This is a genomic window from Sedimenticola hydrogenitrophicus (assembly GCF_025175675.1).
GTDB classification, from domain to species: domain Bacteria; phylum Pseudomonadota; class Gammaproteobacteria; order Chromatiales; family Chromatiaceae; genus Sedimenticola; species Sedimenticola hydrogenitrophicus.
The window spans coordinates 1-24994 of the sequence record NZ_JANIOA010000005.1 but is presented as its reverse complement, the minus strand read 5'-3'; the positions used below and the strand labels follow the sequence as shown (position 1 = coordinate 24994).

Below are 24994 nucleotides of genomic sequence, written 5' to 3'. Positions count from 1 at the left end.
GAGCAGTATGAAACAGCAATTCACACGTCTGGCTCTGTTCCTTGTGTTGGCGGCGGGTATCGCCTTGGCCATTCTCTACCGGGACCGCTTCAACACCGCCGCCCTGGAGCAGTGGGTCGGCGGGGCGGGGGCGGCCGCGCCGCTGCTGTTCATGCTCATCTATGCCGTCGCCACGGTGCTGTTTCTTCCCGGTTCCATGCTGACCCTGGCCGGCGGCGCCCTGTTCGGTCCGGTCGTGGGCACCTTCGTCAACCTCACCGGTGCCACCCTGGGGGCGGTACTGGCGTTCCTGCTGTCGCGCCACCTGGCCTCGCACTGGGTGGAACAGAAGGCCGCAGGCCGGCTCGGGCAGCTCAAGGCGGGCGTCGAGCAGGAGGGCTGGCGCTTTGTCGCCTTCGTGCGCCTGGTGCCGCTGTTCCCCTTCAATCTGCTCAACTATGCCCTGGGTCTCACCCGTATCCGCCTGTTCCACTACCTGGTCGCCACCTACCTGTGCATGCTGCCGGGCGCCCTGGCCTACACCTGGCTGGGCTACGCCGGGCGCGAGGCGCTGGCCGGTGGCGAGGGGTTGATCCAGAAGGGCCTGATGGCGCTGGCGCTGCTGGCCATCGTGGCCTTTCTGCCGCGGATCATCGGCCGCCTGCGGCAGGGTCCGACCCTGGGCATCGCCGAATTGAATGACCGCCTGGAGAAGGGCGAACCGCTGCTGTTGCTGGATGTGCGCAGCGACGCCGACTACCGGGGCGAGCTGGGCCACATCGCCGGCTCCCGCAACATCCAGCTGGAGGCCCTGGAAGCGCGTCTGACCGAGCTTGCCGATTACCAGGAACAGCCGGTCGCGCTGATCTGCACCACCGATCGGCGCTCCAAAAAGGCCGCCCAAATCCTTGCCGGCCAGGGTTTTGCCGACCTGCACGTGGTGACCGGTGGCATGACCGAATGGCACAAGGCGGCGTTGCCGGTGCACACCACGGCGCCGACGCGAAACACGGCTCAGGCAACGGAATAATCCAGGGCGTATCTGATGATGCCCCTTTTGTTACTGGAGATTCACTCATGAAGATTCTGATCATACTCAACGACCCACCCTACGGCACCGAACGCAGCTTCAACGGCCTGCGCCTGGCCAAGGCGCTGTCAGGAAAGGAGGCCGAGGTCTCGGTCTTCCTGATGGCCGATGCCGTGGCCTGTGCGAAGGCGGGACAGAAGGTTCCCCAGGGCTACTACAACCTGGAGCTGATGGTGAAATCGGTGGCCCGCCAGGGCGAGGTGCTGTTGTGCGGGACCTGCATGGACGCCCGCGGCCTGAGCGACGGGGAGATCATCGAAGGGGCCCGCCGCGGCACCATGGCGGAGCTGGCGGAACGCACCCTGGCCGCCGACAGGACACTGGTGTTTTGAAGTTTGAAGGGTGAAGTTTGAATATTAACAGTAATTACTTACCCCCGTTATGCCTATGCAGGCGGGTACCCAGTGTAGTTCTGCAGAGCTCCGCCTGCAAAACTACAGCCCGTAGGATGCGGTGAGTAAAACGAACCGCATCGGTCCGGCGGCGAGCCAATGATGCGGTTCGCAAGCTCACCAGCATCCTACTCCGAAAACAGGTCATGAGGCCCCCGTGGGCGCCGTCAGCAGTAATGCGGGATGACGGGGAGTGAGTAGTTACTCATCAACAATAATTACCGGGAGTACGACGATGCTTAAACGGATCATCTGGTTATCGATGGACTTTCCAAAGGCCACCATCGGTCTTGTTTTGCTGGCGACCCTTCTCTTTGGTATCCAGTTTCCGAAGATCCTCATCGACACGGATCCCGAGAACATGCTGCCCGTCGATCAGGCCGACCGGGTGCTCTACAACCGCGCCAAGCAGGACTTCGGCATCAACGACCTGATCGTGCTCGGCATCACCGACGAGGCGGGGATGTTCCGGCCCGACCCGCTGGCCCGGGTGGCGCGGGTGGTGGATCGGCTGCTGGGGCTCAAGGGGGTGATCACCGCGGATGTGATCAGCCTCACCACCAGCGACGACGTGCGCTCCAAGGGCGGGCTGCTGGAGGTGCGTCCGCTGATGCAGGCGGTCCCGGATGACCCGGCAGAGATCGCGGCCATTCGAGCCGCCATCGCCGACAATCCGCTGTTCAGCGACAAGCTGGCCTCCGCCGACGGTACCGCGCTGGCGATCTACATCCCGATCGAACGCAAGGATCAGGCGGCGCGCATCGGCGGTGAGCTGCGCGCCATCCTGGATGAGGAGCTGGCCCCGCAACAGGACTACCATCTGGCCGGGCTGCCGATCGCCGAGGACAGCTTCGGTATCGAGATGTTCAGCCAGATGGCTATCGTCTCGCCGGCCAGCGGCGGTGTGTTGTTCCTGCTGCTGTGGTTTGTCTTCCGCAAGTTCACCCTGGTGCTGCCGGTGATGGGCGTGGCCATGCTCACCGTGGTCTGGGGCATGGGGCTGCTGATCGGCATGGGCTACACGGTGCATATCATGTCCAGCATGATCCCGGTGTTCCTGATGCCCATCGCCGTGCTCGACTCGGTACATATCCTGAGTGACTTCTACGACCGCTATCCGCGCCTCGGGGACCGGCGCGCCGCCCTGCGCGAGAGCATCGAGGAGCTCTACACCCCGATGCTCTATACCTCCCTGACCTCGGCCGCCGGCTTCGCCTCCCTGCTGCTGGCCGATATCCCGCCGGTACAGGTATTCGGCGCCTTCGTCGCCTTCGGCATCCTGGCCGCCCTGCTGCTAACCCTCACCCTGGTCCCCGCCTCCATCATGCTGATCAAGGAGGAGCGCCTGCAGACGGCCATCGGCGCACAGGACCACGAGGGCGGGCGTCTCGGCACGCTGCTGCGCGGCTTCGGCGGTTTTGCCTTCGGCCGCGCCGTGCCGGTGGCGCTGATCTCCGCCCTGGTGCTCGGTCTGGGCTTCTGGGGGGTGTCGCGTACCGTGGTCAACGACAACCCGGTGGCCTGGTTCCCCGAGAGTCACGATATCCGCATTGCCGACCGGGTGATGAACCGCCAGTTCGGCGGCACCTACATGGCCTACCTGCTGATCCAGGGCGATGCCGAGGGCGCCATGAAGCGCCCCGAGGTGATGCGCTACATCGAGAAACTGCAGCGGGTGCTGGAGTCCGATCCCAAGGTGGGCAAGACCTCCTCCCTGGCGGACGTCATCAAGCAGGTGAACTATGTGGTTCACGATGCCGATCCGCAGTCCCGTCAACTCCCGGGCGAGACCGACGAACTGGCCCAGTACCTGTTCCTGTACGAGACCGCCGGGGATGCCGGGGACCTGGACAACTTTGTCGATTATGATTACCGCACCGCCAACATCTGGGTGCAGATGCGTGCCGGCGACAACCGGGAGATGGCGCGGGTGGTGGCGCTGATAGACGACCAGCTGCGCGTGGAGCCGCCACCGCCGGGTATCCAGGTGGAGTGGTCGGGCCTCACCTATATCAACAAGGTGTGGCAGGACGAGATGGTGGTGGGGATGATGAATGCGGTGCTGGGGGGCTTCCTGGCGGTCTTCGCCATGATGTTGCTGCTGTTCCGCTCGCCGGTGCTGGCGCTGCTCTCCATGCTGCCGCTGGTCTTTGCCATTACCCTCTCCTATGGCCTGGCCGCCTTCGTGGGCAAGGAGTACGACATGCCCATGGCGGTCTGCTCGGCCCTGACCCTGGGGCTCTCCATCGATTTCGCCATCCATTTCATCCAGCGTTACCGGCTCAATTTGTCGCGCCTCGGCGGGGATCTTGCGGCAACCAACGGCGTGGTGTTCGGCGAGACCGCCCGCGCCATCACCCGCAACGCCTGGGTGATCGCCGTGGGCTTCTCGCCGATGATGTTCTCGCCGCTCGGTCCCTACAAGACGGTGGGGGTGTTCTTCGCCCTGCTGATGCTGTTTTCCGGCCTCACCGCCCTGGGGCTGTTGCCGGGGCTGCTGAAACTGACCCACGGCCGGCTCTGGCGGCAGCTGCCGGCGACCGCCTGAAGGAGATATTGTGATGAAATTTCTAAGCTCATTCCTGGCGCTGACCCTGGCTTTCGTCTCGGCGGCCAGCGTACAGGCTCAACCCAGCGCTGACGACATCATCGCCCGCTCCCTGGAAACCTTCTACTATGCCGGAGACGACCAGCGTACCCGGGCCACCATGCGGCTGGTCAATCCCCAGGGCAAGGAGCGCCGGCGGGTAATGACCCTGCTGCGCAAGGACCTGGGCGGCGAGGGCGAGCAGCGCTACTACATCTACTTCCACGAACCGGCCGACGTGAAGGGCACTACCTTCATGGTGTGGAAATATCCGGCCCGGGAGGATGACCGCTGGATCTTCATCCCGGCCATCAAGCTGGTCAGACGCATCGCCGCCGATGACAAGCGCTCCTCCTTCGTCGGCTCGGACTTCACCTACGAGGACGTCTCTGGCCGCGAGGTCGGCGACGAGAGCCACAGTCTGCTGGATGAGACGGATCTGGATGGGCGGCCGGTCTACCGCATCGAGAGCGTGCCGAAGGCCAAGGTGGACTACGTCCGTCGCCTCTCCTGGATCGACCGGGAGCGCTGGGTGCCGCTCAAGGAGGAGTACTACGACGGCCGCGGCGAGCTGCTGCGCACCTTCACCGCCGACGCGGTGCGCGAGGTGGACGGCCACTGGACCGTCACCCAGCGTACCATGCGTGACGCCCAGAGCGGCCACCACACCGAGGTGGTGTATGACGAGGTGGGCTACGGCATCGGGCTCGAAGCTGACCTGTTCAGCGAGCGCTATCTGCAACGTCCGCCACGGCAGTGGATACGATGAGCCGGCAAACGCCATTCACCCTCCGGCACGCCCTGGCGGGCGTCCTGGCCTGGGGTGTGGGCCTGCCCGCCGGCGCGGCGCAGGCGCCCCCCCTGGAGATACCGGAGATCCACGGCTTCCTCCAGGCCCACGGGGCGGCGCGCCTCGGCGGCGTGGACTGTGATCCGGGAACCGCCTGCGACTGGCCCTTCAATGAGCAGCGCCTGCAACTCAAGGCGGAAGGCGGCGGGTTCGAGGGAACGCTGGGCTACGCCGGCAAGATCGACCTGTTGCACGACGCCGCGCTGGGCGAGTCCGAGGTGGATATCCGCGAGCTCTACGCCGACTACAACGCCGAGCGCTACACCGTCCGCGCCGGCCGCCAGGTGATCACCTGGGGGGTGGCGGATCTGCTGTTCATCAACGACACTTTCCCCAAGGACTGGACGGCCTTCTACGGTGGCCTGCCCCTGGAGTATCTGAAACGCGGCAGCGACGCCGTGCGTCTCGACCTGTTCCCGGACTTTGCCGATGTGCAACTGGTGCTGGCCGACTTTCGCCCGGACCGCCTGCCGGACCGGGAGCGTTTCGTCCTGCCAGGCCAGGCGATCCAGGCCGGGCTGGACGAGCCGTCGGGGCTGGAGGTCGGGTTGCGGGTCTCGCGCTACGTCGGCAGCTGGGACGGGGCGCTGTATCTCTCCCGCACCCACTACCGCGCCCCGGCGCTGCGTCAAGTGGGAGCCGGGTGGCAAGGCGGGTTTCCGCGCCTGAACGCCGTCGGTGCGAGCCTCTCGGGTCCGCTGGGCAGCGGCGTGCTCAGCCTGGAGGCGGGCTATTACGACTCGGTTGATGATCGTGACGGCGACGATCCCGCCATCGAGAACAGCCAGACGCGGCTGCTGGCCGGCTACAGCCGCCAGATCGGCGCCGACACCACCCTCGGGGTGCAGGGCTATGTGGAGTGGATGCACGACCACGCCGCCTACCGGCGCACCCTGCCGGCGGGGTATTCTGAGCGCGACGAGCTGCGCGGCGTGGCGACCCTGCGCCTCACCCGGTTCGAGATGCACCAGACCCTGCGCCTGAGCCTGTTCGCCTTCTGGGGCATTAGCGAGGGCGACGGCTACCTCATCCCGTCCGCCCGTTACGCCTTCAGCGATGCCCTGTGGGGCGAGGTCGGGGCGAACCTGATAGTGGGCGATCGCAGTGGCCAGTTCGGCGTTCTGGGGGACAACGACAACGTCTACATGACCCTGCGTTATGCCTTTTGAGGAATCGGCGAGTGCGTTGCGGTGGGTTACGCGGCGCTCAAGCGCCGGGGCGGTCTGGCAGTGTCGTGCCTGTGCGCCGCTAACCCACCCTACGATTGCGTAGGATGGGTGGAGGAGGAACGACGTAACCCATCAAACTGTGGGTTTCGGTGCGCCCCGGGTGCTGCCGTGATTTGGAAGCTCCCTACGATGGCTATATATGTCGGGTCATAACTGAATGGCACTTACTTAAGGCGAATTACAAGATTTTCGTCATTCCGGCGCAGGCCGGAATCCAGGAATACCGCCACCACTAAGCGGTCTGGATCCCGGCCTGCGCCGGGATGACGGTGGTTCTTGGCTTAAGTAAGTGCCATTCGGGTCATAACTGAGTTAGGCAGGTAATCGGAAATTTTCATGAAACGAAAGACCCTCATCCTCGGCGTCGGCCTGCTGGCACTGGCCGCCTTCCTGGGCTGGCGCTTCGTGCGCCCGCTGAACATCTTCGTGGTCGCTCCCGCCTTCGAGCGGCCCGTGGATACCAGCGCGGCGCCCGCCGTGCTTGGGGACCTCAAGGCGGAGACCTGCGGCGAATGCCATGCGGCATTTTATGAGGAGTGGCGCACCAGCATGCACAGCCAGGCGTGGACCGATCCCTATTTCCAGGCGGACTGGCAATTCGACGGCAGCCAGCAGGTCTGCAAGAACTGCCACACCCCCCTGGACCGGCAGCAGGAGCATCGGGTGCTCGGTTTTCGCGATGACGAAAAGTGGGACCCGATCCTGGCGCCGAATCCGGATTTTGACCCTGGCCTGCAACACCAGGGTGTCACCTGCGCCGCCTGTCACCTGCGCGAGGGGCGGATTCTCGGGCCGTACGGCAGCGAAAGCGATGCCCACCCGGTGCGGCAAATCAGTAGCGGCAACCAGGTGTGCATACAATGTCATCTGGTGGGCGGCGAGCGCTGGGATACCTTCTTCCGCTTTCCGCCCTGCGGCACGGTCGCCGAAATCCGCACCGGCGGCGATGAACCGACCACCCGCATCGGCGACATCCAGGAGGTCGACCCGGCCACCCTGGGCTGCGTCGAGTGTCACATGCCGGCGGTGGAGCGCCCGCTGGTGGCCGGCGGCGAGCCGAGGCTGACGCGACAGCATCTGTGGCGCGGCGGCCATGATCTGGAGATGGTCCGCAAGGCCGTGGAGATCGGCTTCGAACGGATGAGCGGCAAATCGGACCGCTACCGCCTGACCATTACCAACGTCGGCGCCGCCCACTACGTGCCCACCGGCACCCCGGACCGGCATTTCGTCCTCAGCGTACGGCTGCTGGACCAGGACGGCGCGCTACTGGCCGAGGAGGAGCGGGTACTGAAACGGACAGTCATGTGGCGGCCGTTCATCGTCGATCTGTGGGACACCCGGCTACCGCCCGGGCGCCCGCGCAGCGAGGAGTTCAAATTCAGCGGCGCGGCACTCGATCGCGCCTGGACCGCCGAGGCGGTGGTGCGCTACGGGCTGGTTGAAGAGGCGCGGCTCAAACGCATCGGTTACCAGAGCGAAGAGCCCACCACCTACGAGATATACCGCAAGCGGCTGCCCCTCGGCGATCCGCGGGCGGGCTGATCGCAGCGAACCCCAAGGGAGAACTTTATGGCGAACCACGTGATTGGCGCGGCGCTCGGAGTGGTGCTGCTCAGTACCGCCGCGCAAGCCGGCGTCGAGCACGCCCGCGATCCGGAGACGGGCCTGGAGAGCTGGTCCTGGCGGGGTGACGGCGTCTCGTTCAGCTTCAACCAGCGCCTGCCGGACCAGTCCCGCGCCTATTTTCAGGGACGGGGGTTCCGGCCCGGGGAGGCGGAACGGGTGGCCCTGGCCTGCGTCTTCCAGGCCGTCGTCCATAACGACGCCGACGCCCCCATTGAGTTGGACCTGTCCGGCTGGCGGGTGATACCGGCGCGGGGGAGCCCCCGGCCGTTGCGCCTGGAGGCCGACTGGCAACAGGAGTGGCGACGGCTGCAGGTCGCCCAACCGGCCCGTGTCGCCTTTCGCTGGTCGCTGTTCCCCACCCGGCAGCGCTTTCAACCCGGTGACTGGAACATGGGCATGGTGACCTTCAACCTCGCGCCGGGCGCCAGCTTTGATCTTGAAGTCGATTGGCGGCAAGCCAATATAGCGCGGCATCTGCGTTTCGCGGGGATGCGGTGCGCCCCTGATCGTCAATTATGAAAGGAGAGAACCTGATGCGCCTGCTGCTTGCCTTACTGCTGCTGCCGCTCACCGCCACGGCGGCGCAGACCCTGACCCCGGTCGAGGCGCGGCCGATGGCCCCGGACTTCACCCTGCAGGACCTGGACGGCAACGCTGTTCGCCTCGCCGATCTGCGCGGCCGGCCGGTCATCGTCAACTTCTGGGCCACCTGGTGCCCGCCCTGCCGCGAGGAGATGCCCTCCATGCAGCGCGCCTGGGAGCGGCTGCAACCCGAAGGGGTGGCGCTGCTGGCGGTCAATGTCGGTGAGGATGCGGATAGCGTGTTCCAGTTTACCGGCAGCTACCCGGTGGAGTTCCCCATTCTGTTCGATAGCGACGGCTCGGTCAGCGGCGCCTGGCCGATCCGGGGCCTGCCCACCACCTTCGTGGTGGATCCGCAGGGACGCATCGCCTACCGCGCCATCGGCGGGCGCGAGTGGGACGATCCGGCATTATTGCAACCGGTACTCGAACTGCGCAACATGAACACTACTTTCGATAGACCACTCTCAGGGAGCGACCGATGACCGAAACAAAAGCACAACAACTCGCCACCCGCTGTGTCCACGCCGGCGAACTGGCCGACAGCCACGGCAGTCCGCACACCCCGATTTATGCAACGACCACCTTCAAGTTCGCCAATACCGCGGCGCTGCTCGACGTGGTGGAGGGGCGCCAGGCGGGCAGTCTCTACACCCGCTACGGGCTGAACCCCACCATCCAGGCGCTGGAGGCAAAACTGGCCAGCCTGGAGGGGGCGGAAGCGGCCTTCGCCTTCGCTTCCGGTATGGCGGCGGAGGCGGCCCTGTTTCTGACCCACGGCCGGGAGGGGATCGTCTGTATCGGCGACGCCTATGGCGGCACCCTGGAGTTGATCGCCGAACAGCTGCCGCTGCTGGGCATCCCGACCCACCTGATCCTCGGTTCCGAGCTGGAACGCCTGGACGGGCTGCTGGCGGCGGGCGCGCGCCTGGTGTTCCTGGAGACGCCCACCAATCCGGCCCTGGAGCTGTTCGATATCGCCGCGATCGCGGAACAAGTGCACGCCCACGGCGCGCTGCTGGCGGTGGACAACACCTTCGCCTCGCCGGTCAACCAGCAGCCGCTGGCGCTGGGCGCCGATTTCGCGGTACACAGCGCCACCAAGTACCTGGGCGGTCACAGCGACCTAACCGCCGGTGCGCTGATGGCGTCGAAGGCGCTGCTCGATCCGATCTGGGGCTGGCGCAAGAACCTGGGCTCGATGCCGGCGCCGGAGACCTGCAGCCAGTTGGCCCGCAGCCTGCGCACCCTGGTGGTGCGGGTGCGCCAGCAGAACGCCACGGCCCAGGCGATCGCCGACGCCATGGCGCGCCACCCGCGCATTCGCCGCGTGCTCTATCCCGGTCTGGGCGATTTCCCCGACCACGACCTCGCCGCCCGCCAGATGAGCGGCTTTGGCGGCATGCTCACCCTTGAGATTGATGCCGACACGGCTGGCACGGCCGCGGTGGTGGACCGGCTTAAGCTGTTCTCCATTGCCGCCAGCCTGGGCGGGGTGGAGAGCCTGGTGACCCAGCCGGTGACCACTACCCACCACGGCCTGAGCGAGGATGAACGCGCGCGCCGCGGCATCAGCGGTGCCATGGTGCGCCTCTCGGTGGGGCTGGAGGATGCCGGCGACCTGATCGCCGACCTGCAACAGGCGCTGGATTAAATGATGGCCGACAGCCGGAGAGACCCGCATGATGGATAGGACAAAAAGACGGTTCGGGTTGGGTTGCCACGGCACCTGGGCGATGCTGCTGTTGGCGTTTGCGCCACTCCACGCCGCCACCCTGTCCGGGGTCGTGGCGGACGGGGATGAACGCCTGGCGAAGGTGGAGATCATCCTGGTCGACGCGGACAGCCGGATCACCCTGGGCAGTGTCTATACCGGAGCCGATGGCCGCTTCCGCTTCACCGTCGAGCGTGGCAGCTTCGATCTCGGGGCGTTCAAGTCCGGCTATGTCAACCGCTGGACCCGGGGGATCGGCGTTGGCGCCGACGATGTGGCGATCAAGGTTCAACTGGTGAATGAGGCCTTCGCGGAGGATCAGACCGGGAGTGCGGAGGACGATTGTGATTGACCCGGCGATGCGGTGGCGACAGGACAGGGGTCGGAGTCAAATTTGATCAAGGAAACGGGGCATTTCATACAGCGATGTCCATCAAATTTGACTCCGACCCCTATAGGATTGTCACAAAGCCCGAATCGCTGATTTCGTAAGGTGAGGAGTGGTACATGGATGTACCGTTTACGGACCTGAGGATGGCATAAGCTTGCGCATCCACCGTCATCCGATTCATGGTGGATGCGCTGATGCTTATCCACCCTACAAGTACTGCGAACTCCGAAACTTTGAGTTGATAAAAAATCAGACCAGAGAGGTAAACACGTGACCCGTTATATTCTTCTGCTAGCCGCACTGTTTCTTGCCCAGGCCCACGCCGCGGAGGTGACCCTGAGCCACGCCGGCCTGACCCTGAATGCCCGGCTTGAAAAGACCGAAAACTGGCCCGCCGGACCGATGATACTCATCACCCATGGCACGTTGTCGCATAACCAGAGCGAAATCATCACCGCCCTGCAGACGCTGTTTCAGGAAAACGGCTTGAGTTCCCTGGCGATCAACCTGGGTCTGGGCCTGAGCGACCGGCAGGGTCCCTATGAGTGCGCCACACCTCACGCCCACAAACATGAGGATGCGGTCACCGAGATCGGGCTCTGGCTGGAGTGGCTGAAACGCCAGGGGGCGCAACAGGTGGTGCTGCTGGGCCACTCCCGGGGCGGCAACCAGACCGCCTGGTTTGCTGCCGGGCAGGGCGACCCGGTGGTCAAGAAGTTGATCCTGGTCGCGCCGCAGACCTGGAGCCCGGAATACGCCGCCGAGGAGTATGAAAAGCGTTACGCCAAGCCGTTGGCACCGGTGCTGGCGTTGGCCCAGGCCCTGGTTTCCGCCGGCAAGGCGAAGATGCCGATGGAGCAGACCGATTTCATCTACTGCAAGGGGACCAGCGTCACCGCCGAGGCCTTCGTCTCCTACTATGCCCCGGAACCGCGCCAGGATACCCCTTACCTGCTGCCCGGAATCAGCCAGCCGGTGCTGGTGTTCGCCGGCACCGAGGATCAGGTGGTCAAGGGGCTGGACAAGATACTGGCCCCCATGGCGGAGGCCGGTACCATCGAGCTGGCGGTGCTGGACGGCGCCGACCACTCCTTCCGTGACCTCTATGCCGAAGAGCTGGTGGAGCGCGCCATCGAGTTCATCAACGAGTAACCGGCCATGAACGGCATCACCGATCCGGCGGCCTACGAGGCGTGGTATCACACCCCGCGCGGACGCTGGATCGGTGACCGGGAGTTCGCACTGCTGGGTGATCTGTTGAACCCGGTTGCCGGCGCGTCACTCCTGGATGTGGGCTGCGGAACCGGCCACTTCAGCCGCCGTTTTGCCGGGCTGGGCCTGGCGGTCAGCGGTATCGATCCGGACCCGCAAGCGCTCGCCTACGCGGCGGGTGAGGGCGGCAACATCACCTACCTGCGGGGCGACGGCCGGGCACTGCCGTTTGCCGATAACCAGTTCGACTACAGCAGCGCCGTCACCAGTCTCTGTTTCGTGGATGACCCGGTCGCCGCCCTGCGGGAGATGTGGCGGGTTACCCGCCATGCCGTGGTGCTCGGCCTGCTCAACCGGCACAGCCTGCTGTATTGGGAAAAACAGGGCCGGGGCGCATACCGGGGCGCCCGCTGGGACAGCGCGAAAGCGATAAGAGAGGAGTGGATGCCCAGGCTCGCCCCCAGCCCCGTCGCGGTCAGTATGGGCAGTGCCATCTTCCTGCCTCGGGGCGGCCGCTTCGCCCGCATTGCCGAGACGTGGTTACCCAGGCAAATCCCCTGGGGTGGTTTACTGGCGGTCTGCCTGAGGAGGTAATAGAGAAGCGGCATAATTCTACTTTGTCAGCTTGATTCGGATAGGCTTCCTCGGGGCTTTCGGGTGGGAGGATTCCAAGACCGTCGGCGGCAGGGATGCCGCCGTCGAGCCCCCAGGGATGGGTTTACGGCGTGTCTTAGAATACTTTCACCCGGAAGCTATCCACACAGTACCAGAATCTGACAAAGTAGAATTAGGGACTATCAATAAATTTCAAATCGGCCGGCCGGCGTTTTTTCGCTGCCTTGTAGAAATTTTCATGGGGACCCATGGTTAACAGATACAATTTAAGCTCGGCCGCTTTCCATGAATAGCCAAGCAGGACCTGGGCGTCGTTCAGTTTGAATTTATGGACCCTGAGGTGTGAAAGGTCTCCCTTCTTTAGTTCGCCAAGCTCCGGGTCGGCGATGATCAGATCGATTTCATCCTCGACCGCGACCTTTTCCCGCTCGGCGAGTTTTTTGAACGCCTTCTTGAAGGTCGGCGTTTCGAATACTTCAATCGCGTTTTCCGCGGACATATTTCGTAACCCTTCCGGTTTCTACTTCCGCGGTAGCGATGATCGCCTCCTTAATGAAGCTGTATGGCAGATCCGGGTTGTCTTCAGCCATCCTGCCAATCTCAGCCCAGTGCTCGATCTGTTTCGGCACGGAGCGTTTGCTTGCCTGCGCATAAACTTGTGCCTCACCCACAAATTCATCATCTAACCGAACGCTGGTAGCCATTTCAGTTACTCCACCCATAAATGCAACAAATTATCGCGTATTAGCGCACTATGTCGCAAATATAGTGGGAGATGGCGGACGTGTCAACACGTAAATATGAGGAGTTCGTTGAGGTGGGCCTGCGAACCCCAACTAAATTCCTTTCAGCTACGATGTTGGGGTGGCTTTCTGGTGGTCTGTCTGAGGCGATGACGGCGGCGCGGCACGGCGGCACAGGCTATCCGGCAATGCCCGTTTGGGGAATGAAAAAAGGGGCCTTGCCGGCCCCAAAGGAGGGAGGATACAAATATGAAAGCCCCCGGCGGTTGCCGGGGGCTTGGTCTTGCTCAGAACTGCAGCTGCCACCACTCGAGTGTGACCGCCTTGAAGCCGTCGCGCTCCTGCCCGTCGCCGTCCCAGGCCGCGAAGGCGACCGGCACCGATTTACGGCCATTGAGCACGACACCTTCGTCACTCTTCACCGCCAGCGGCCGGGCCAACACCACATCCCAGCCGTCGCCGTTGCGTGCATGGCTGCTGGTCAGCTCCTTGGTGGCTACCGGTGTCGCCGTGCCGAATCCCTGTGCAAACAGGTTCTCGGTGCGGCCATCGGCGAACCAGTGCCAGATGTTGACCGGGTTATTGCCATCCCCCATGAAGGGGGTGGTGGTAACCTCGCCGCTGAGCGGGAACTGCATCGCCACTTGGTCGAGGAAGCGGTCGGTATCCGCCATCTCGGTATTGGCGGTCTTGTCGTTCCAGCGCAGACGCACGTAGAGCATGTCACCGGCCTGGACCGCCTGGGCGGTGAGCCGATGGGTCGCCGGTGTGCCGACGATCGAGGGATGCCCCGGAAACGCCGGTTGCAGGTCAACCTGGGTGACCGGCGCCTGCTTCCACACCGCCGCCCCCGGAGACCGGGCATCCACCCCGGCCTTCACCGCCAGGGCGCTCAGGGTGCGCGCGCCGGTTTCGGCCGGCGCCGCCCAGGCCGTGGCGTTCAGTGCCGCGGCGGAGCAGAGCATGAGCAGGGAGAGTTTTTTTGCATAACGGGCAAGTTTCATGTCACGCCTCCGATTCATCTTGTTGTTCCTCAAGCAGGGCACGATGCTGCCGTACCAACTCATCCAGGGTTGCGCTGAACTCGCCGTAGACGGTACCGGTCGCTTCCAGTTTTTCGCGGAACCCGGAAACCCAGGCCCCCGTATGACGGTCCAGGAAATCCCGCGCCGCATGACGGTACGGTTCGGCATCGCCGCCTTCCTGCCTGGCGGCATGCTCCTTCATGCACAGCCAGGCCAGGAACTCGAGTTCGGTCGTCAGGTGGTCGGGATACTCCCGGTCGGACTCGCTGAGCTTGGCGTCGAAGAACTCGTAGAAGCGCAGCAAGTCCTCAAGGATGCCCTCGCGGCCCAACTCGCGGCGGTTCAACCCCTCGAACAGAGGTACCGGGGAGCCGTCGTTGCCGGTCTCGAAGGCGTCCAGGTACTCGGTCTCCAGTTTCTCCCGGGTCAACCCGGGGCCGACCAGGCCGTGCCTCGTCAACTTCTGCCACGAGGCATCGTCCGGGTAGGAGAACAGTTGTGCCATCGCCAGATAGCCCCCGGCCAGGGCTTCGGTGTTATTCATCATCGCGTTCATATGCCATACCTGTCTTTGTTGGTGTAGCCGATCAGGATGTCGGTCAGTTCCGACGGCTTGGCCTCGCGGCGCTTCTGCATTTCCCGTCCCAGCGTCGCCAGCGCTTCCTTGGTGCGGGGACCGAACAGCGCCTCAATGTCGGCGAGCGGGATACGCGGTTCATCCTTCAGGCGGCCGTCCTCCTCGAACGGGGGCGGCGTGACGTTCATCGGGGGCACGTAGAAGACGTTGGGCTCGGTGCCGTACTCGGCATGCAGCGGCAGCGCGACTTTCCACTGATCCACCAGCTTGTAAACCGGGCCATCCTTGTCGTCGCGATAACCCCAGAAGCGGATGCGCCCCGTGCACTGCTTGACACAGGCGGGCGCCTCGCCCTTTTCGACCCGTGGGTAGCAGCCGATGCACTTCTCCGACTTGCCGGTCTGCAGGTTGAAGTACACCTTGCCATAGGGGCAGGCCTTGACACAGTAGCGGTAGCCGCGGCAGCGCTCCTGGTCGACCACCACCAGTCCGTCCTCCTCGCGCTTGTAGATCGCCTTGCGCGGGCAGGCGGCCAGGCAGGCGGGGTTCGAACAGTGATTGCAGATGCGCGGCATGTAGAAGTAGTGATTGTTCGGGAACTGGCCCTGTCCCTCGTCCTCGTCCCAGTTGGGTCCGTAGGTCGGTTTCTCGTGGGGAACGACCTGATCGCCCTTCCCTTTCATCAGCACCTCGGCCGTGTTGTACTCCCACACCCCGCCGTAGTCGGCCATGGGCGGGATCTTGCCGTCGGTGCGGACCACTCCGTCCTTGAATCCGCCGCCCTTCTGCTCCCAATTCTTGGGATAACCCATGCCGGGCCGCGTCTCCACGTTGTTCCAATACATGTACTCACGACCTTTACGGTTGGTCCATAACTGCTTGCAGGCCATGGTGCAGGTATGGCAGCCGATGCATTTATTCAGGTCGAATACGTAAGCTAATTGTCGCTGACTCATAATCTTTTTCCTCAGGCTTTCTCGACGTCAACCGTCGTTTCATGGAAGATGCGGTTCGGGTTGAAGCCGCCCGACTTGTACTTGACGTGTCCGTAGCCACCTACCAGTTCCAGGGGATTGATCAACTCGGCGCTGACGAAGTTGTAGTGGGTCATGCCTTTGTACATGTACTGCTCCCAACCGTGCTCGCTGAAGAGCATGTTCTCGGGCAGGGCCGGAAAGGCCTTGGCCATGGCGAAGAACTCGCCCGAGGAGTTGAAGATCCGTACCGTGTCGCCGTCCTTGATGCCCTTGGCGGCCATCGCCTTCGGATTCATGCGCACATCCGGGGTGCCGCGCTGCTGGCGCAGCAGCCAGGGGTCGTTGCGGTAGTAGGAGTGGATACCCCAGCGGGTGTGCGGCGAGTTGCGCACGAAGGGGTACTTCTTCGGCCCCACCACGCCGCCGCCGAACTGCGGCTTCGGTACCTCTGTGCCGAAGCGCTGGAACCACTCGTGGTCGATGTAGAACTGCAGCCGTCCGGTCAGCGTCTTGTAGGGCTTCTTCTCCGTGACGTTGACGGTGAAGGGCCGATAGGGCTTGTCCTTGGGCACTGGGCCGGTCTTGCCGGCCGAGGGTCCCACGGCGACAAAGCCCTTCTTCATGATCTCCTCGTAGGTGCCCGGACCGAGCGCCTTGGACTTCTCCATGGCGAAGCGCAGCGCATCCTCGTCGCTGGCGACGGCGCCGTTCATGGTGAACTCATCCCCGATCTTGTCGAAGTCGATCCAGGCCTTGATCTCCGGATCCTCAACCCGGGTGATACCGCGCGCCCGGGCGCGCTCCTGGATCTTGGCGGCAAGCCCGGCCATGATCTGCCAGTCGGTCTTGCGCTCATACATAGGCTGGACCGGCCGGCCGAAGAGATGGATGAAGCGTGTCACCGAGGTCTCGCGGATGTCCAGCATTTCGGTGTTTTCCGCCGCCGGCAGCACGATGTCGGCGTACATGGCGGCGGAGAGCATGCGCAGGTCCACCACCACGAACAGTTCGCAGCGCTTGAGGAAATTGTCCCGCAGGTGCTGGTAGCCGTTGGAGGTGGCGAAGGTGTTGATGCCGCCGTTGATGTAGACGGTCGGATTCTTGATCGACTGCCAGTTGGGCATCCAGCCCCTGGCCTCGGACTCCTTGCGCATCGCCTCCATGTCGTCGACGCCGAAGCCAATCTGCTCCTTCAACTGCGCGTCATCGTAGTAGGCCTTGGAGCGTTTGTACTGCTCGCCCCACACCCACTGGGCCAGCACCATGGAGACGCTGCGCCCCTTCCTGCCCTCGACCTTGCCCAGCGCCGATTTGCCTTCCAGCTTCCAGCCCTCGTAGGTGGTGTCGATGGAGCCGGTGGTGCCGTGGTGGCCGATCAGGGTGAGGATGAGAATCTTCAGGCGACCGCACTGGAAGCCGTCGAAATGCTTCTGGTTGTTGTAGCCATCAAGGATACGCATGGCCTTGGACTCGGCGATCATGCCGACCAGTTCGCGCACCACGGAAGGGTGGATGCCGGTGGTCTTCTGGGTGGCCTCCGGGGTGTAGGGGGCGATTTCGGCCTTTAGACGCTCGAACACCGTGGTGACTTCGATGCCGTTGGCCTTGAAGGTGCCTTCCAGCGCGGGATCGATGGCGCCGAGCTTGAGGGTCTTCTCCTTGGAACCCATGCTACCGGGGGCGAGTACCGCCTTGCCGCTCTTGCTGTCCCAGACGTAGAAGACCTCGTCACTGGCGTCCTTGTTGAAATCTGACTCACGCAGGAACTTGCCGTTGTCGGTGCGCACCAGGAAGGGCAGGTCGGTCTGTTCTTTCAGGTAGTCCGCCTTGTAGTGTTTGCCGGCGATCAGTTCATTGACGATGGCCGCGGCAAGGTGCGAGTCGGTGCCCGAGGCCACCGGTACGAACAGGTCGGCGTGGACCGAGGAGGGGTTGTAGTCGGCCGAGATATTGACCAGCCGCGCGCCGTTGTAGCGTGCCTCGGTGAGGAAGTGGGCATCCGGGATGCGGGTGACGATGGGGTTCTTGTGCCACATCAGGATCAGGTCGGAGGTGAACCAGTCGTCGAAGGTGGAGACAGTACGCGCCGGGTTGCGCACCGTCTGCATGCCGGGATAGAGGTCGCCGGTCATGGAGGAGACGTCCGGCTTGATGGCGCCCAGAAGATTCGCCATCCGCGTATAGGCCGTGTTGCCCACCACCGAGAAGGGGCGCTTGGGGATAACGACGTTGCCCGGTCCTTCCTTCAGCGTGGTGTCGATGATCTTGTCGGCGATCTCGGTGAAGGCCTCGTCCCAGGAGATGCGCTTCCACTTGCGCTCGCCGCGTTCGCCGACGCGCCTCAGGGGCCACTTGAGGTGATCCGGCTGCTTCGACCAGGAGCAGTAGACCGCGCCCTTCTGGCAACCGCGCGGGTTCATATCGGGGATGCCGGGCAGCTGCGGATACTCACTCACCTGCTCGTCTCGCATTGGTATGCCGTTCTTGACATAGACCTTCCAGGCACAGCCGGCCACGCAGCCGATGGAGTGGGTGATGAAGCCGGTCGAATCCCAGGTCCACTCCTTGCGATAAAGGTCTTCCCAGCCCCGGTAGGGATACGACTTGAGCGGGTCATCGACCGGCTGGATCTTCGAGAAGGCCAACACGCTCGGCGGCACCGCGAGGGTGGCGAGCGCCGTGCCGGACATCTGAAGGAATTTTCGACGGCCGATGCCGTCCTTTTGATTGGTCATGATTTTACTCCCGGGTTCGGTTCAAAGACGCAGGATCTCAATTGCTGTAAATAACGCATGTTCAGTAAATCTCGGTTGAAACTTCCCTGTATCTATCCAATAGTGGTGTTTCGGTTTGGTGATGAATCGCTGGCCTCTCTTGCCGCGATGGTCAACAATAACAGGAGGCGATATTGACAATCCCTTGTGGCACGTTGTATGCGCCAGAAAATCAAGTGCCCAGGCGTTTCGCCACCTCGGCGACATAAACGCAATTCTCTTGCCAAAAGGATGTCATGGTTTTATATAGTTGTTTTCTTAAGGATTCGCAGGCGAACAAATTGAGTTTATGACGACCGTCTTGAAAAACGCCGAACCCAGGCAGGGATGCGCCGATTGATATCATGTGTAACGTTACCGCGCGGTAACAAAACGAACCAAAGGCCATCTATGCGTAACCATCCTGCAACCAACTACCCGACGAAGTCCGTATCCCGTCCTATTGCGTTACCACGCGGTAACCATTACGCGGGATGGCGAATGGTTTTTGCCGGATTTATGTTCATCCTTGCCGTGCTGTTCACGGTTTCTGCGACCGACGCGGTCGAGGGAGCCGGCCCGATTCGTATCGGACTGACGCCGACGATTCCGAATGATCAATACCGGGTGATCGAGGAGTGGCGCCTCTATATGGAGCGGGAGCTGGAACGGCCGGTGGAGTTCGTCTGGCGCAACAGCTATATCGAAACGATGGATCTGCTCCGCGCCGAGAAGCTCGACTATGCCTGGATCTGCGACTACCCCTTCGTTTATTTCAAGGGCCAGGTCAAGCTGCTCGCGGTACCGCTCTACCAGGGCCGGCCCTATTACCAGTCATACCTGATCGTACCGGCGGCAGACACCGAGACCACTTCCCTCGCCCAGCTGAAGGGCCGTCTGTTCGCCTATGCCGACCCTTACTCCAATACCGGGTATCTCACGCCGCGCTACCTGCTTGCCCAGTCCGGCGAGGACCCGGATCATTTTTTCAGCAAGACATTTTTTACTTTTTCTCATCGCAAGGTGATGGAGGCGGTGGCGCTCGGCGTGGCGCAAGGTGGCGCGGTCAGCAGCCATGTCTGGGACACCCTGCTTAAAACCACGCCCGAGCTGGCACAGGGCACCCGCATCGTTTCCAAGTCACCCGAGTACGGTTTCCCCCCCCTGGTTGCCCGGCCCTCGGTGAGCGAGACCGAGTTCCGTACCATGCAAAAGCTGCTGCTCAAGATGATGGTGAACGAGGAAGGGCGGTCGTTGTTGCGACGGCTCAATATTGATGGTTTCATCGCCGGTGAGCCATCGCTTTATGACCGGGTCGATCAGATGATGCAGGTTGTCGGTAAAAAATGAGATCGCCCTTCGACCTGAGCTTTCGCCTGAAGATACCGCTGTGGGGGAGCCTGCTGATTGTCGTCACCACCCTGGCGATTTCCACATCGATGATGGTCCAGGCATATAATGATGTCCGAAGCGACCTGGTGAGCAGTGCTTCCAGCCTGGGCGGAACCCTTGCCCAGACCCTGTTTCCCGCCATGCTGCATGATGACGTGTGGCAAGCCACCGAAATCATCAGGGCGTCGCTGCATGGCGGGCGGGAATCGAACGTACTCCGGCCGGAACTGGTCTTTGTTCTGGACAGGGAACAAAAGGTCTTCATCTCCAGCCAGCCTCAAACGCTACCGCTGCTCGCGGATATTCGACAGCGCGGTGAAGAGTACCGCCGGCTGGTGGACTGGATTGCAACCGATGCCGGGCTGGAGACACGAAGCCTGGAGCTGGCGAAGTTTCACCGCATCTACGTGGCTACGCCCATTGTCGATACCGGCGCCTATCTGGGTACCCTGGTCACCGTACATTCCAAGGAGGCACTGTTGGCGCGCTTTTACAGCGTCGCCTGGCGCGGGTTGGGGATAGGCCTGGTCGTGCTGGCCATCCTGTTGCCAATCAACTGGTTCTGGGGCCGCCGCACCGCGGTCCCGATGGTGCAGCTGACCAACAGTATTGTCGATATGGCGCAGGGCCGGGCGAGCCACCTGCTACCGCAAAACTATACTCACCGGGATGAGCTTGGGCGGCTGTTCGAGGCCTATGAACTCATGGTCGAGTTTTTACAGGACAGAGCCCGCCTGGAACAGGGGATGATCCGGGCGGAACGCCTGGCCGCGATTGGCCGGTTGTCCGCCGGCATCGCGCACGAGATCAACAATCCCCTGGGGGGCATGCTGGTGGCGCTGAACAATTTCCGCCGCCGCAACGGGCAAGATGAACGTGCACTGGCAACCGTATCGATGATCGAACGTGGTCTGCATCAGATTCACGAAATCGTCAATGCCATGCTGGTGGAGGCCAAGGGCAAGGCCCGGGACTTCGCGCCGCAGGATGTCGAGGATATCCATCAATTGCTGGCGGCGGAGACCAGGAAGTGCCAGGTGACCCTCCAGATCGACAGCAATATCGAACGGCCCGTGCCCTTGCGTGCCACCCTGGTACGGCAGATCCTGATGAATCTGACGCTCAACGCCATCCAGGCCTCGGATCGTTCGGGTGAGGTACGGTGCACGATCCATATTGCCGGCGATCAGCTGCTTCTGCACACCGAGAATGGCGGCAAAACCATTCCGCCGGAGGTGGTGGACCATCTGTTCGAGCCCTTTGTAGGTAATCGCGAATCGGGCCATGGGCTCGGCTTGTGGATCGTCTACCAGATCGTCACCCAACAGAAAGGCCAGATCAGCGCGGAAAGCCGTGGTGGCGTGACTCAATTCACAGTGAATCTTCCCCTCGGAGACCCGGCATGAAATCAACATTGGTGAGTGTTTGTCTGATAGAGGATGACGAACTCATGGGCGAGGCGCTGTGCGAGCGATTCGAGATGGAGGAATTCGACTTCCGCTGGTACAAGCAAGGCAAGGAGGCGCTGAAGGCCTTGCAGCGCCATAAGTTCGGCGTTGTGGTCAGCGACATCCGCCTGCCCGATCTGAGCGGGGAGGAGTTGTTCCTGAGACTGAGGCAGTCCCGGACCGACTGTCCACCGTTCCTGTTCATGACCGGCTACGGGGTAATCGACCAGGCGGTGCGCCTGCTCAAGCTGGGGGCCGCCGACTACATCGCCAAGCCGCTTGACGTGGATGATCTGGTACAGCGAATGCGCGAACTGGCGGGGCCCCTTGATGAGACCGTCGCGGCCGGTTTTTCGTTGGGCATGTCCAGCGCCATGCGTCATATCGAGCAGACGTTGGGCAGATTGGCGGGGTCGGATTGCACCGTACTCATCACCGGCGAATCCGGCGTGGGCAAGGAGCGGGTTGCCCAGTTCCTGCATGAACTGAGCGATCCCGACGCATCCACTCCCTTCGTGGCGGTGAATTGCGGCGCCATACCGGAATCGCTGATGGAGGCCGAGCTGTTTGGCTTCGAGAAGGGCGCCTTTACCGGCGCGGTCAAGCGGCGCCACGGCTATTTTGAACAGGCGAATAATGGCACGCTCTTTCTGGACGAAGTGGGGGATATGCCCCTCTCCATGCAAGTCAAGCTGCTGCGCGCCATCCAGGAGCGCTACGTGACCCGAGTCGGCGGTGAAACCCCGATCCCCAGCAACGCGCGGATCGTCTGCGCCACCCACCAGGAGTTGGCGCAGTTGGTGGAGTCCGGCGATTTTCGCGAGGATCTCTATTACCGCATCAACGTCATCCACCTGCGCGTCCCGCCGTTGCGTGAGCGGCGTGAGGATATCCTCTGGCTGGCCCGTCAATTTGCCGAACAGCACTCGATAAAGAAAGGCGGCCCCCCCTTCCACTTCAATCCCGACGCGGAGCGCGCCCTGGTGTCGTATGCCTGGCCGGGCAACATCCGGGAACTCAAGCATTGCATAGAGCGTGCCTGCATCCTGGCGGATCGACCCAGACTGGATCCGGAAATCCTCTCCCTTGGCGACACCTCTTCCGCCGAAGAATCCACTTTTCTTTCCGGTGACGGCCTGGTCTCCCACCTCGATGCCTGCGAGAAACGCTATATCGAACAGGCCCTCGCCGCCCATAACTGGCGGATCACCGATACGGCGGACGACCTGGGCATCAGCCGCAAGAATCTCTGGCAAAAAATGCGTAAACATCAGATGGCCGCGCCGGATAAATAGTCGGTGCCGGAAGCTAACTACTCGCCCCTACCCGCACCACGGAGACACAGAGAGCACGGAGAAAGCAGAAGATTCTCCGGCGGATTTCATCCTCGGGTCCGTAAACGGTACATCCCTGTACCACTCCTCCATCCTGTGGTCCGTAAGCGGTGCCTTCCGGGACCGAGAGGGGTTGAGTGCATTGGCCGCGCCAATGATCCGCTGCGTTACCTTGTTCAGTTTAACCTCTGTGTCCTTCGTGGTGCATTGGAGGGACCTTAATGGACACCTCGGGTGGGTAGGTACGCCGGAACTCCGTGTTTTATCGCAGAGAAAGAAAAACCCCGCCGGACAGTCCGCGCGGGGTTTTTCTTGTTTGGGCCGATGGACGGGCCAGGCTGGCCCGGCCTGCCGTCGGCCGGCGTGTTACATCTTCCAGGAGTAGGCGACGCCGATCGAGTCCTGGTACATCTTCAGGGTTTCCGTGCCGCCCACGCCTAGCAGCGAGGCGGCGGAAGCACCGGTAATCGAGTTCTCGAAGGCATGCATGTAAGACATGGTCCACTCGCCCCCGGTAGAGGTGCGGTAAGTGAAGCCCAGGGTCAGGTGATCCTCGACGGTGGCCGGGGCCAGGATGTTGAACGAGGTGTCGTCGATATTGCCGTCGATGGGCGATTTTCCGTGGTTCCAGCCAGCCCGCAAGGTCAGGTCCTTGTTGTATTCATATTCTAGGCCGAGCTTGTAGATCGTCTGATCTTCCCAGCCGAACCCCGAGCCCGTATCGTTGCCCAGACCATCCCCGGCCGGGCCGGGGCTTAACAGGCTTGCGGTCACCGGATTCGCAATGGATTTCACGTCGCTGTAGTTGATCCGCTGCACGTCAAAGGCGACGGTGAGCTTCGGCGTAGCCTGAACAGCGATGCCGATGTTGTAGTTCTCCGGGATGTCGAAGTCACCCTGTTCGGCGAACAGGCCCTTGTATTTGTCGAACTCGGTCATGTTGATCTTGGACGAGTAGGCCGCGCCGATCGAGACCGTATCGGTCAGCCTGCCCATCCAGCCCAGACGGACCCCGAAGCCGGTCGCATCGTCATAGCCTTTGTTGGTTACGTTGCCTGGGCTGCTGGTGAAGCCCAGTTCATCGAAGGCCTGCAGCCCGTCGACCTTGAACCGCTGGTAGCCGATTAGAGGCGAGATGCCGATGGAGTGATGATCGTTCACCTTGTATGCCACTGTCGGCGCGATAACCAACTGCATCAGATCGACACCGAGCTTGCCGCAGCCGAACAGCAGGTTCGAGGTCGCTCCGCCGCAGGAAGGGGCAAACGCCGGTCCCGTGAGCGTGGATGACTTGTAGGTCGTGTTCATCCCGCCGTTGCCGTAAACCGAGACGCCCAGTGAGAGGTTCGGGTTGATCATCCTGTTGTAGCCGAACTCGGGGATCAGGAAGTAATTCCTGTCGCTATCGGATTCGCCGTCATAAGCCCCGCCAAAACCTGTGCTGTTTTGCCGGGATGCCTCGCGTCGCGGACTGAACAGGTCGGCCCCCAGATCGATGCGGTCGCCTACCCAGACCATGCTGGCCGGGTTGTTCGCACCGCCAAAGGTGTCCGCGGCCATGGCGGTAGAGGCGCCACCCATGCCCTTGGCCTTCATGCCGTAGCCATGGGCAAAGTAGCCATTGGTGGCCCAGGCGCCGGAGACGAAAAGGGAAGAGATCGCTGTCACGAGCAGCTGTTTCTTGAAATGCATTTGTTATTTCCTCCGCTACTATGCCTGGCACTACATCGGGGTGGCTGCGGCATAGTGATTACTACTGTTTTTAGTTGTCTTGGTATTGCTGTTCTTCTTATTGTCTGCGTCGTCATAATGCGCACCGATTTGTCCCATGTCAACTAGAAAAAATATTAGAATATTAGTAACTTATATATATTAATGGATATTATAGGTGAATTGATTCGATTGTATGGAGGTTTTCCCTAAGGCCGGTAGAGTACCGCAGGAAGGGGTGAATGAATGCGCGGTTTTGTGTGCCGCGTGGAGGCGGATTGGCGGGGGCGAATAGTTCGCTAAATTCTGGGAAAAGATATTGACACCACCCCTGTGATCAAGCAGAATGCCGGGCTTCGTGGAGGGGTTCCCGAGTGGCCAAAGGGATCAGACTGTAAATCTGACGGCTCCGCCTTCGGAGGTTCGAATCCTCCCCCCTCCACCACCGAATTTGTAGTGGTTGTGGTAAGCGATCCGTCGCTTGGCAGCGCGGGTGTAGTTCAATGGTAGAACTTCAGCCTTCCAAGCTGAATACGTGGGTTCGATTCCCATCACCCGCTCCATATCAAGTCCTTCGGCAGGGCTTATTATGATGGTACGTAGTGCAAGGCCCATGTAGCTCAGTTGGTAGAGCACACCCTTGGTAAGGGTGAGGTCAGCAGTTCGAATCTGCTCATGGGCTCCATTAATCTAGTCCCGGGCACGCATCGTGCGCGGGTTTATTTGTCATAAGTTTAAGAGCGAACCTTTCGGAGATTGAGTCGA

At 62.2% G+C, this 24994-nt stretch carries 22 protein-coding genes and 3 tRNA genes; 18 read left to right on the top strand and 7 right to left on the bottom strand.

Annotation, left to right across the window (positions count from 1 at the left end):
- Positions 1-7: 7 nt before the first annotated feature.
- From NPX02_RS04290 to NPX02_RS04235, 12 genes are all read left to right on the top strand, one after another.
- The gene (locus NPX02_RS04290; protein WP_260292071.1) at positions 8-1009 is read left to right on the top strand and encodes a VTT domain-containing protein; all 1002 of its coding nucleotides are present in this window, start codon (positions 8-10) and stop codon (positions 1007-1009) included.
- A gap of 47 nt (positions 1010-1056) precedes the next feature.
- A complete protein-coding gene (locus NPX02_RS04285; RefSeq protein ID WP_260292069.1) occupies positions 1057-1401 on the top strand; it encodes a DsrE/DsrF/TusD sulfur relay family protein in 345 nt (114 codons plus the stop codon).
- Between the two features lie 295 nt (positions 1402-1696).
- Positions 1697-4009 (top strand): efflux RND transporter permease subunit, encoded by a 2313-nt coding sequence (locus NPX02_RS04280; RefSeq protein WP_260292067.1) that lies wholly within the window; start codon positions 1697-1699, stop codon positions 4007-4009.
- A gap of 13 nt (positions 4010-4022) precedes the next feature.
- Positions 4023-4817, top strand: coding sequence for an outer membrane lipoprotein-sorting protein (locus tag NPX02_RS04275; RefSeq protein WP_260292065.1), 795 nt, complete (start codon positions 4023-4025; stop codon positions 4815-4817).
- Complete coding sequence (locus tag NPX02_RS04270) at positions 4814-6067, top strand: DUF1302 domain-containing protein (RefSeq protein ID WP_260292064.1); 1254 nt, start codon at positions 4814-4816, stop codon at positions 6065-6067. The genes NPX02_RS04275 and NPX02_RS04270 overlap by 4 nt, the downstream gene beginning before the upstream one ends.
- 396 nt (positions 6068-6463) lie before the next feature.
- Positions 6464-7672 (top strand): cytochrome c family protein, encoded by a 1209-nt coding sequence (locus tag NPX02_RS04265; RefSeq protein ID WP_260292061.1) that lies wholly within the window; start codon positions 6464-6466, stop codon positions 7670-7672.
- 27 nt (positions 7673-7699) lie between these two features.
- Complete coding sequence (locus tag NPX02_RS04260) at positions 7700-8275, top strand: hypothetical protein (protein WP_260292059.1); 576 nt, start codon at positions 7700-7702, stop codon at positions 8273-8275.
- Positions 8272-8823: a peroxiredoxin family protein gene (locus tag NPX02_RS04255; RefSeq protein ID WP_260292058.1), complete on the top strand. Its 552-nt coding sequence runs from the start codon at positions 8272-8274 to the stop codon at positions 8821-8823. Before NPX02_RS04260 ends, NPX02_RS04255 begins: the two co-directional genes overlap by 4 nt.
- The gene (locus tag NPX02_RS04250) at positions 8820-9992 is read left to right on the top strand and encodes a trans-sulfuration enzyme family protein (protein ID WP_260292056.1); all 1173 of its coding nucleotides are present in this window, start codon (positions 8820-8822) and stop codon (positions 9990-9992) included. Before NPX02_RS04255 ends, NPX02_RS04250 begins: the two co-directional genes overlap by 4 nt.
- 28 nt (positions 9993-10020) lie before the next feature.
- Positions 10021-10404 (top strand): carboxypeptidase-like regulatory domain-containing protein, encoded by a 384-nt coding sequence (locus NPX02_RS04245; protein WP_260292053.1) that lies wholly within the window; start codon positions 10021-10023, stop codon positions 10402-10404.
- 309 nt (positions 10405-10713) lie between these two features.
- Positions 10714-11595 carry an alpha/beta hydrolase gene (locus tag NPX02_RS04240; protein ID WP_260292051.1) on the top strand — a complete coding sequence of 294 codons (882 nt, stop codon included), beginning with the start codon at positions 10714-10716 and terminating at the stop codon, positions 11593-11595.
- Positions 11596-11601: 6 nt separating this feature from the next.
- Positions 11602-12249: a class I SAM-dependent methyltransferase gene (locus NPX02_RS04235; protein ID WP_260292049.1), complete on the top strand. Its 648-nt coding sequence runs from the start codon at positions 11602-11604 to the stop codon at positions 12247-12249.
- A 193-nt stretch (positions 12250-12442) separates the two neighbouring features.
- On the opposite strand, the gene NPX02_RS04230 is transcribed toward NPX02_RS04235, so the two are convergent.
- From NPX02_RS04230 to clrA, 6 genes are all read right to left on the bottom strand, one after another.
- Positions 12443-12769: a type II toxin-antitoxin system RelE/ParE family toxin gene (locus tag NPX02_RS04230; protein ID WP_260292047.1), complete on the bottom strand. Its 327-nt coding sequence runs from the start codon at positions 12767-12769 to the stop codon at positions 12443-12445.
- Complete coding sequence (locus tag NPX02_RS04225; protein WP_260292046.1) at positions 12747-12974, bottom strand: ParD-like family protein; 228 nt, start codon at positions 12972-12974, stop codon at positions 12747-12749. Before NPX02_RS04225 ends, NPX02_RS04230 begins: the two co-directional genes overlap by 23 nt.
- A gap of 326 nt (positions 12975-13300) precedes the next feature.
- Positions 13301-14017 carry an ethylbenzene dehydrogenase-related protein gene (locus NPX02_RS04220; RefSeq protein ID WP_260292044.1) on the bottom strand — a complete coding sequence of 239 codons (717 nt, stop codon included), beginning with the start codon at positions 14015-14017 and terminating at the stop codon, positions 13301-13303.
- Between the two features lies 1 nt (position 14018).
- Entirely contained in the window at positions 14019-14582 is a 564-nt protein-coding gene (locus tag NPX02_RS04215) for a molecular chaperone TorD family protein (protein WP_260292042.1), read from the bottom strand.
- A gap of 8 nt (positions 14583-14590) precedes the next feature.
- Entirely contained in the window at positions 14591-15571 is a 981-nt protein-coding gene (gene clrB, locus NPX02_RS04210; RefSeq protein WP_260292037.1) for a chlorate reductase subunit beta, read from the bottom strand.
- 11 nt (positions 15572-15582) lie between these two features.
- Positions 15583-18327 carry a chlorate reductase subunit alpha gene (gene clrA, locus NPX02_RS04205; RefSeq protein ID WP_260292034.1) on the bottom strand — a complete coding sequence of 915 codons (2745 nt, stop codon included), beginning with the start codon at positions 18325-18327 and terminating at the stop codon, positions 15583-15585.
- A 519-nt stretch (positions 18328-18846) separates the two neighbouring features.
- On the opposite strand from clrA, the gene NPX02_RS04200 reads away from it, so the two are divergent.
- From NPX02_RS04200 to NPX02_RS04190, 3 genes are read left to right on the top strand one after another with little or no spacing between them, the layout of a single operon-like run.
- Positions 18847-19695 carry a substrate-binding domain-containing protein gene (locus NPX02_RS04200; protein ID WP_260292032.1) on the top strand — a complete coding sequence of 283 codons (849 nt, stop codon included), beginning with the start codon at positions 18847-18849 and terminating at the stop codon, positions 19693-19695.
- Positions 19692-21143 (top strand): sensor histidine kinase, encoded by a 1452-nt coding sequence (locus tag NPX02_RS04195; protein WP_260292030.1) that lies wholly within the window; start codon positions 19692-19694, stop codon positions 21141-21143. The genes NPX02_RS04200 and NPX02_RS04195 overlap by 4 nt, the downstream gene beginning before the upstream one ends.
- Positions 21140-22480: a sigma-54-dependent transcriptional regulator gene (locus tag NPX02_RS04190; protein WP_260292029.1), complete on the top strand. Its 1341-nt coding sequence runs from the start codon at positions 21140-21142 to the stop codon at positions 22478-22480. The genes NPX02_RS04195 and NPX02_RS04190 overlap by 4 nt, the downstream gene beginning before the upstream one ends.
- A gap of 405 nt (positions 22481-22885) precedes the next feature.
- Here the strand turns inward: NPX02_RS04190 and NPX02_RS04185 are convergent, their stop codons facing one another.
- Complete coding sequence (locus NPX02_RS04185; protein WP_260292027.1) at positions 22886-24211, bottom strand: OmpP1/FadL family transporter; 1326 nt, start codon at positions 24209-24211, stop codon at positions 22886-22888.
- A 378-nt stretch (positions 24212-24589) separates the two neighbouring features.
- Here NPX02_RS04185 and NPX02_RS04180 point away from each other — a divergent pair.
- From NPX02_RS04180 to NPX02_RS04170, 3 genes are all read left to right on the top strand, one after another.
- Positions 24590-24674, top strand: a tRNA-Tyr gene (locus tag NPX02_RS04180).
- 44 nt (positions 24675-24718) lie between these two features.
- Positions 24719-24792, top strand: a tRNA-Gly gene (locus NPX02_RS04175).
- Positions 24793-24838: 46 nt separating this feature from the next.
- Positions 24839-24914: transfer RNA gene (locus NPX02_RS04170), tRNA-Thr, on the top strand.
- The last annotated feature ends 80 nt before the right edge of the window (positions 24915-24994 follow it).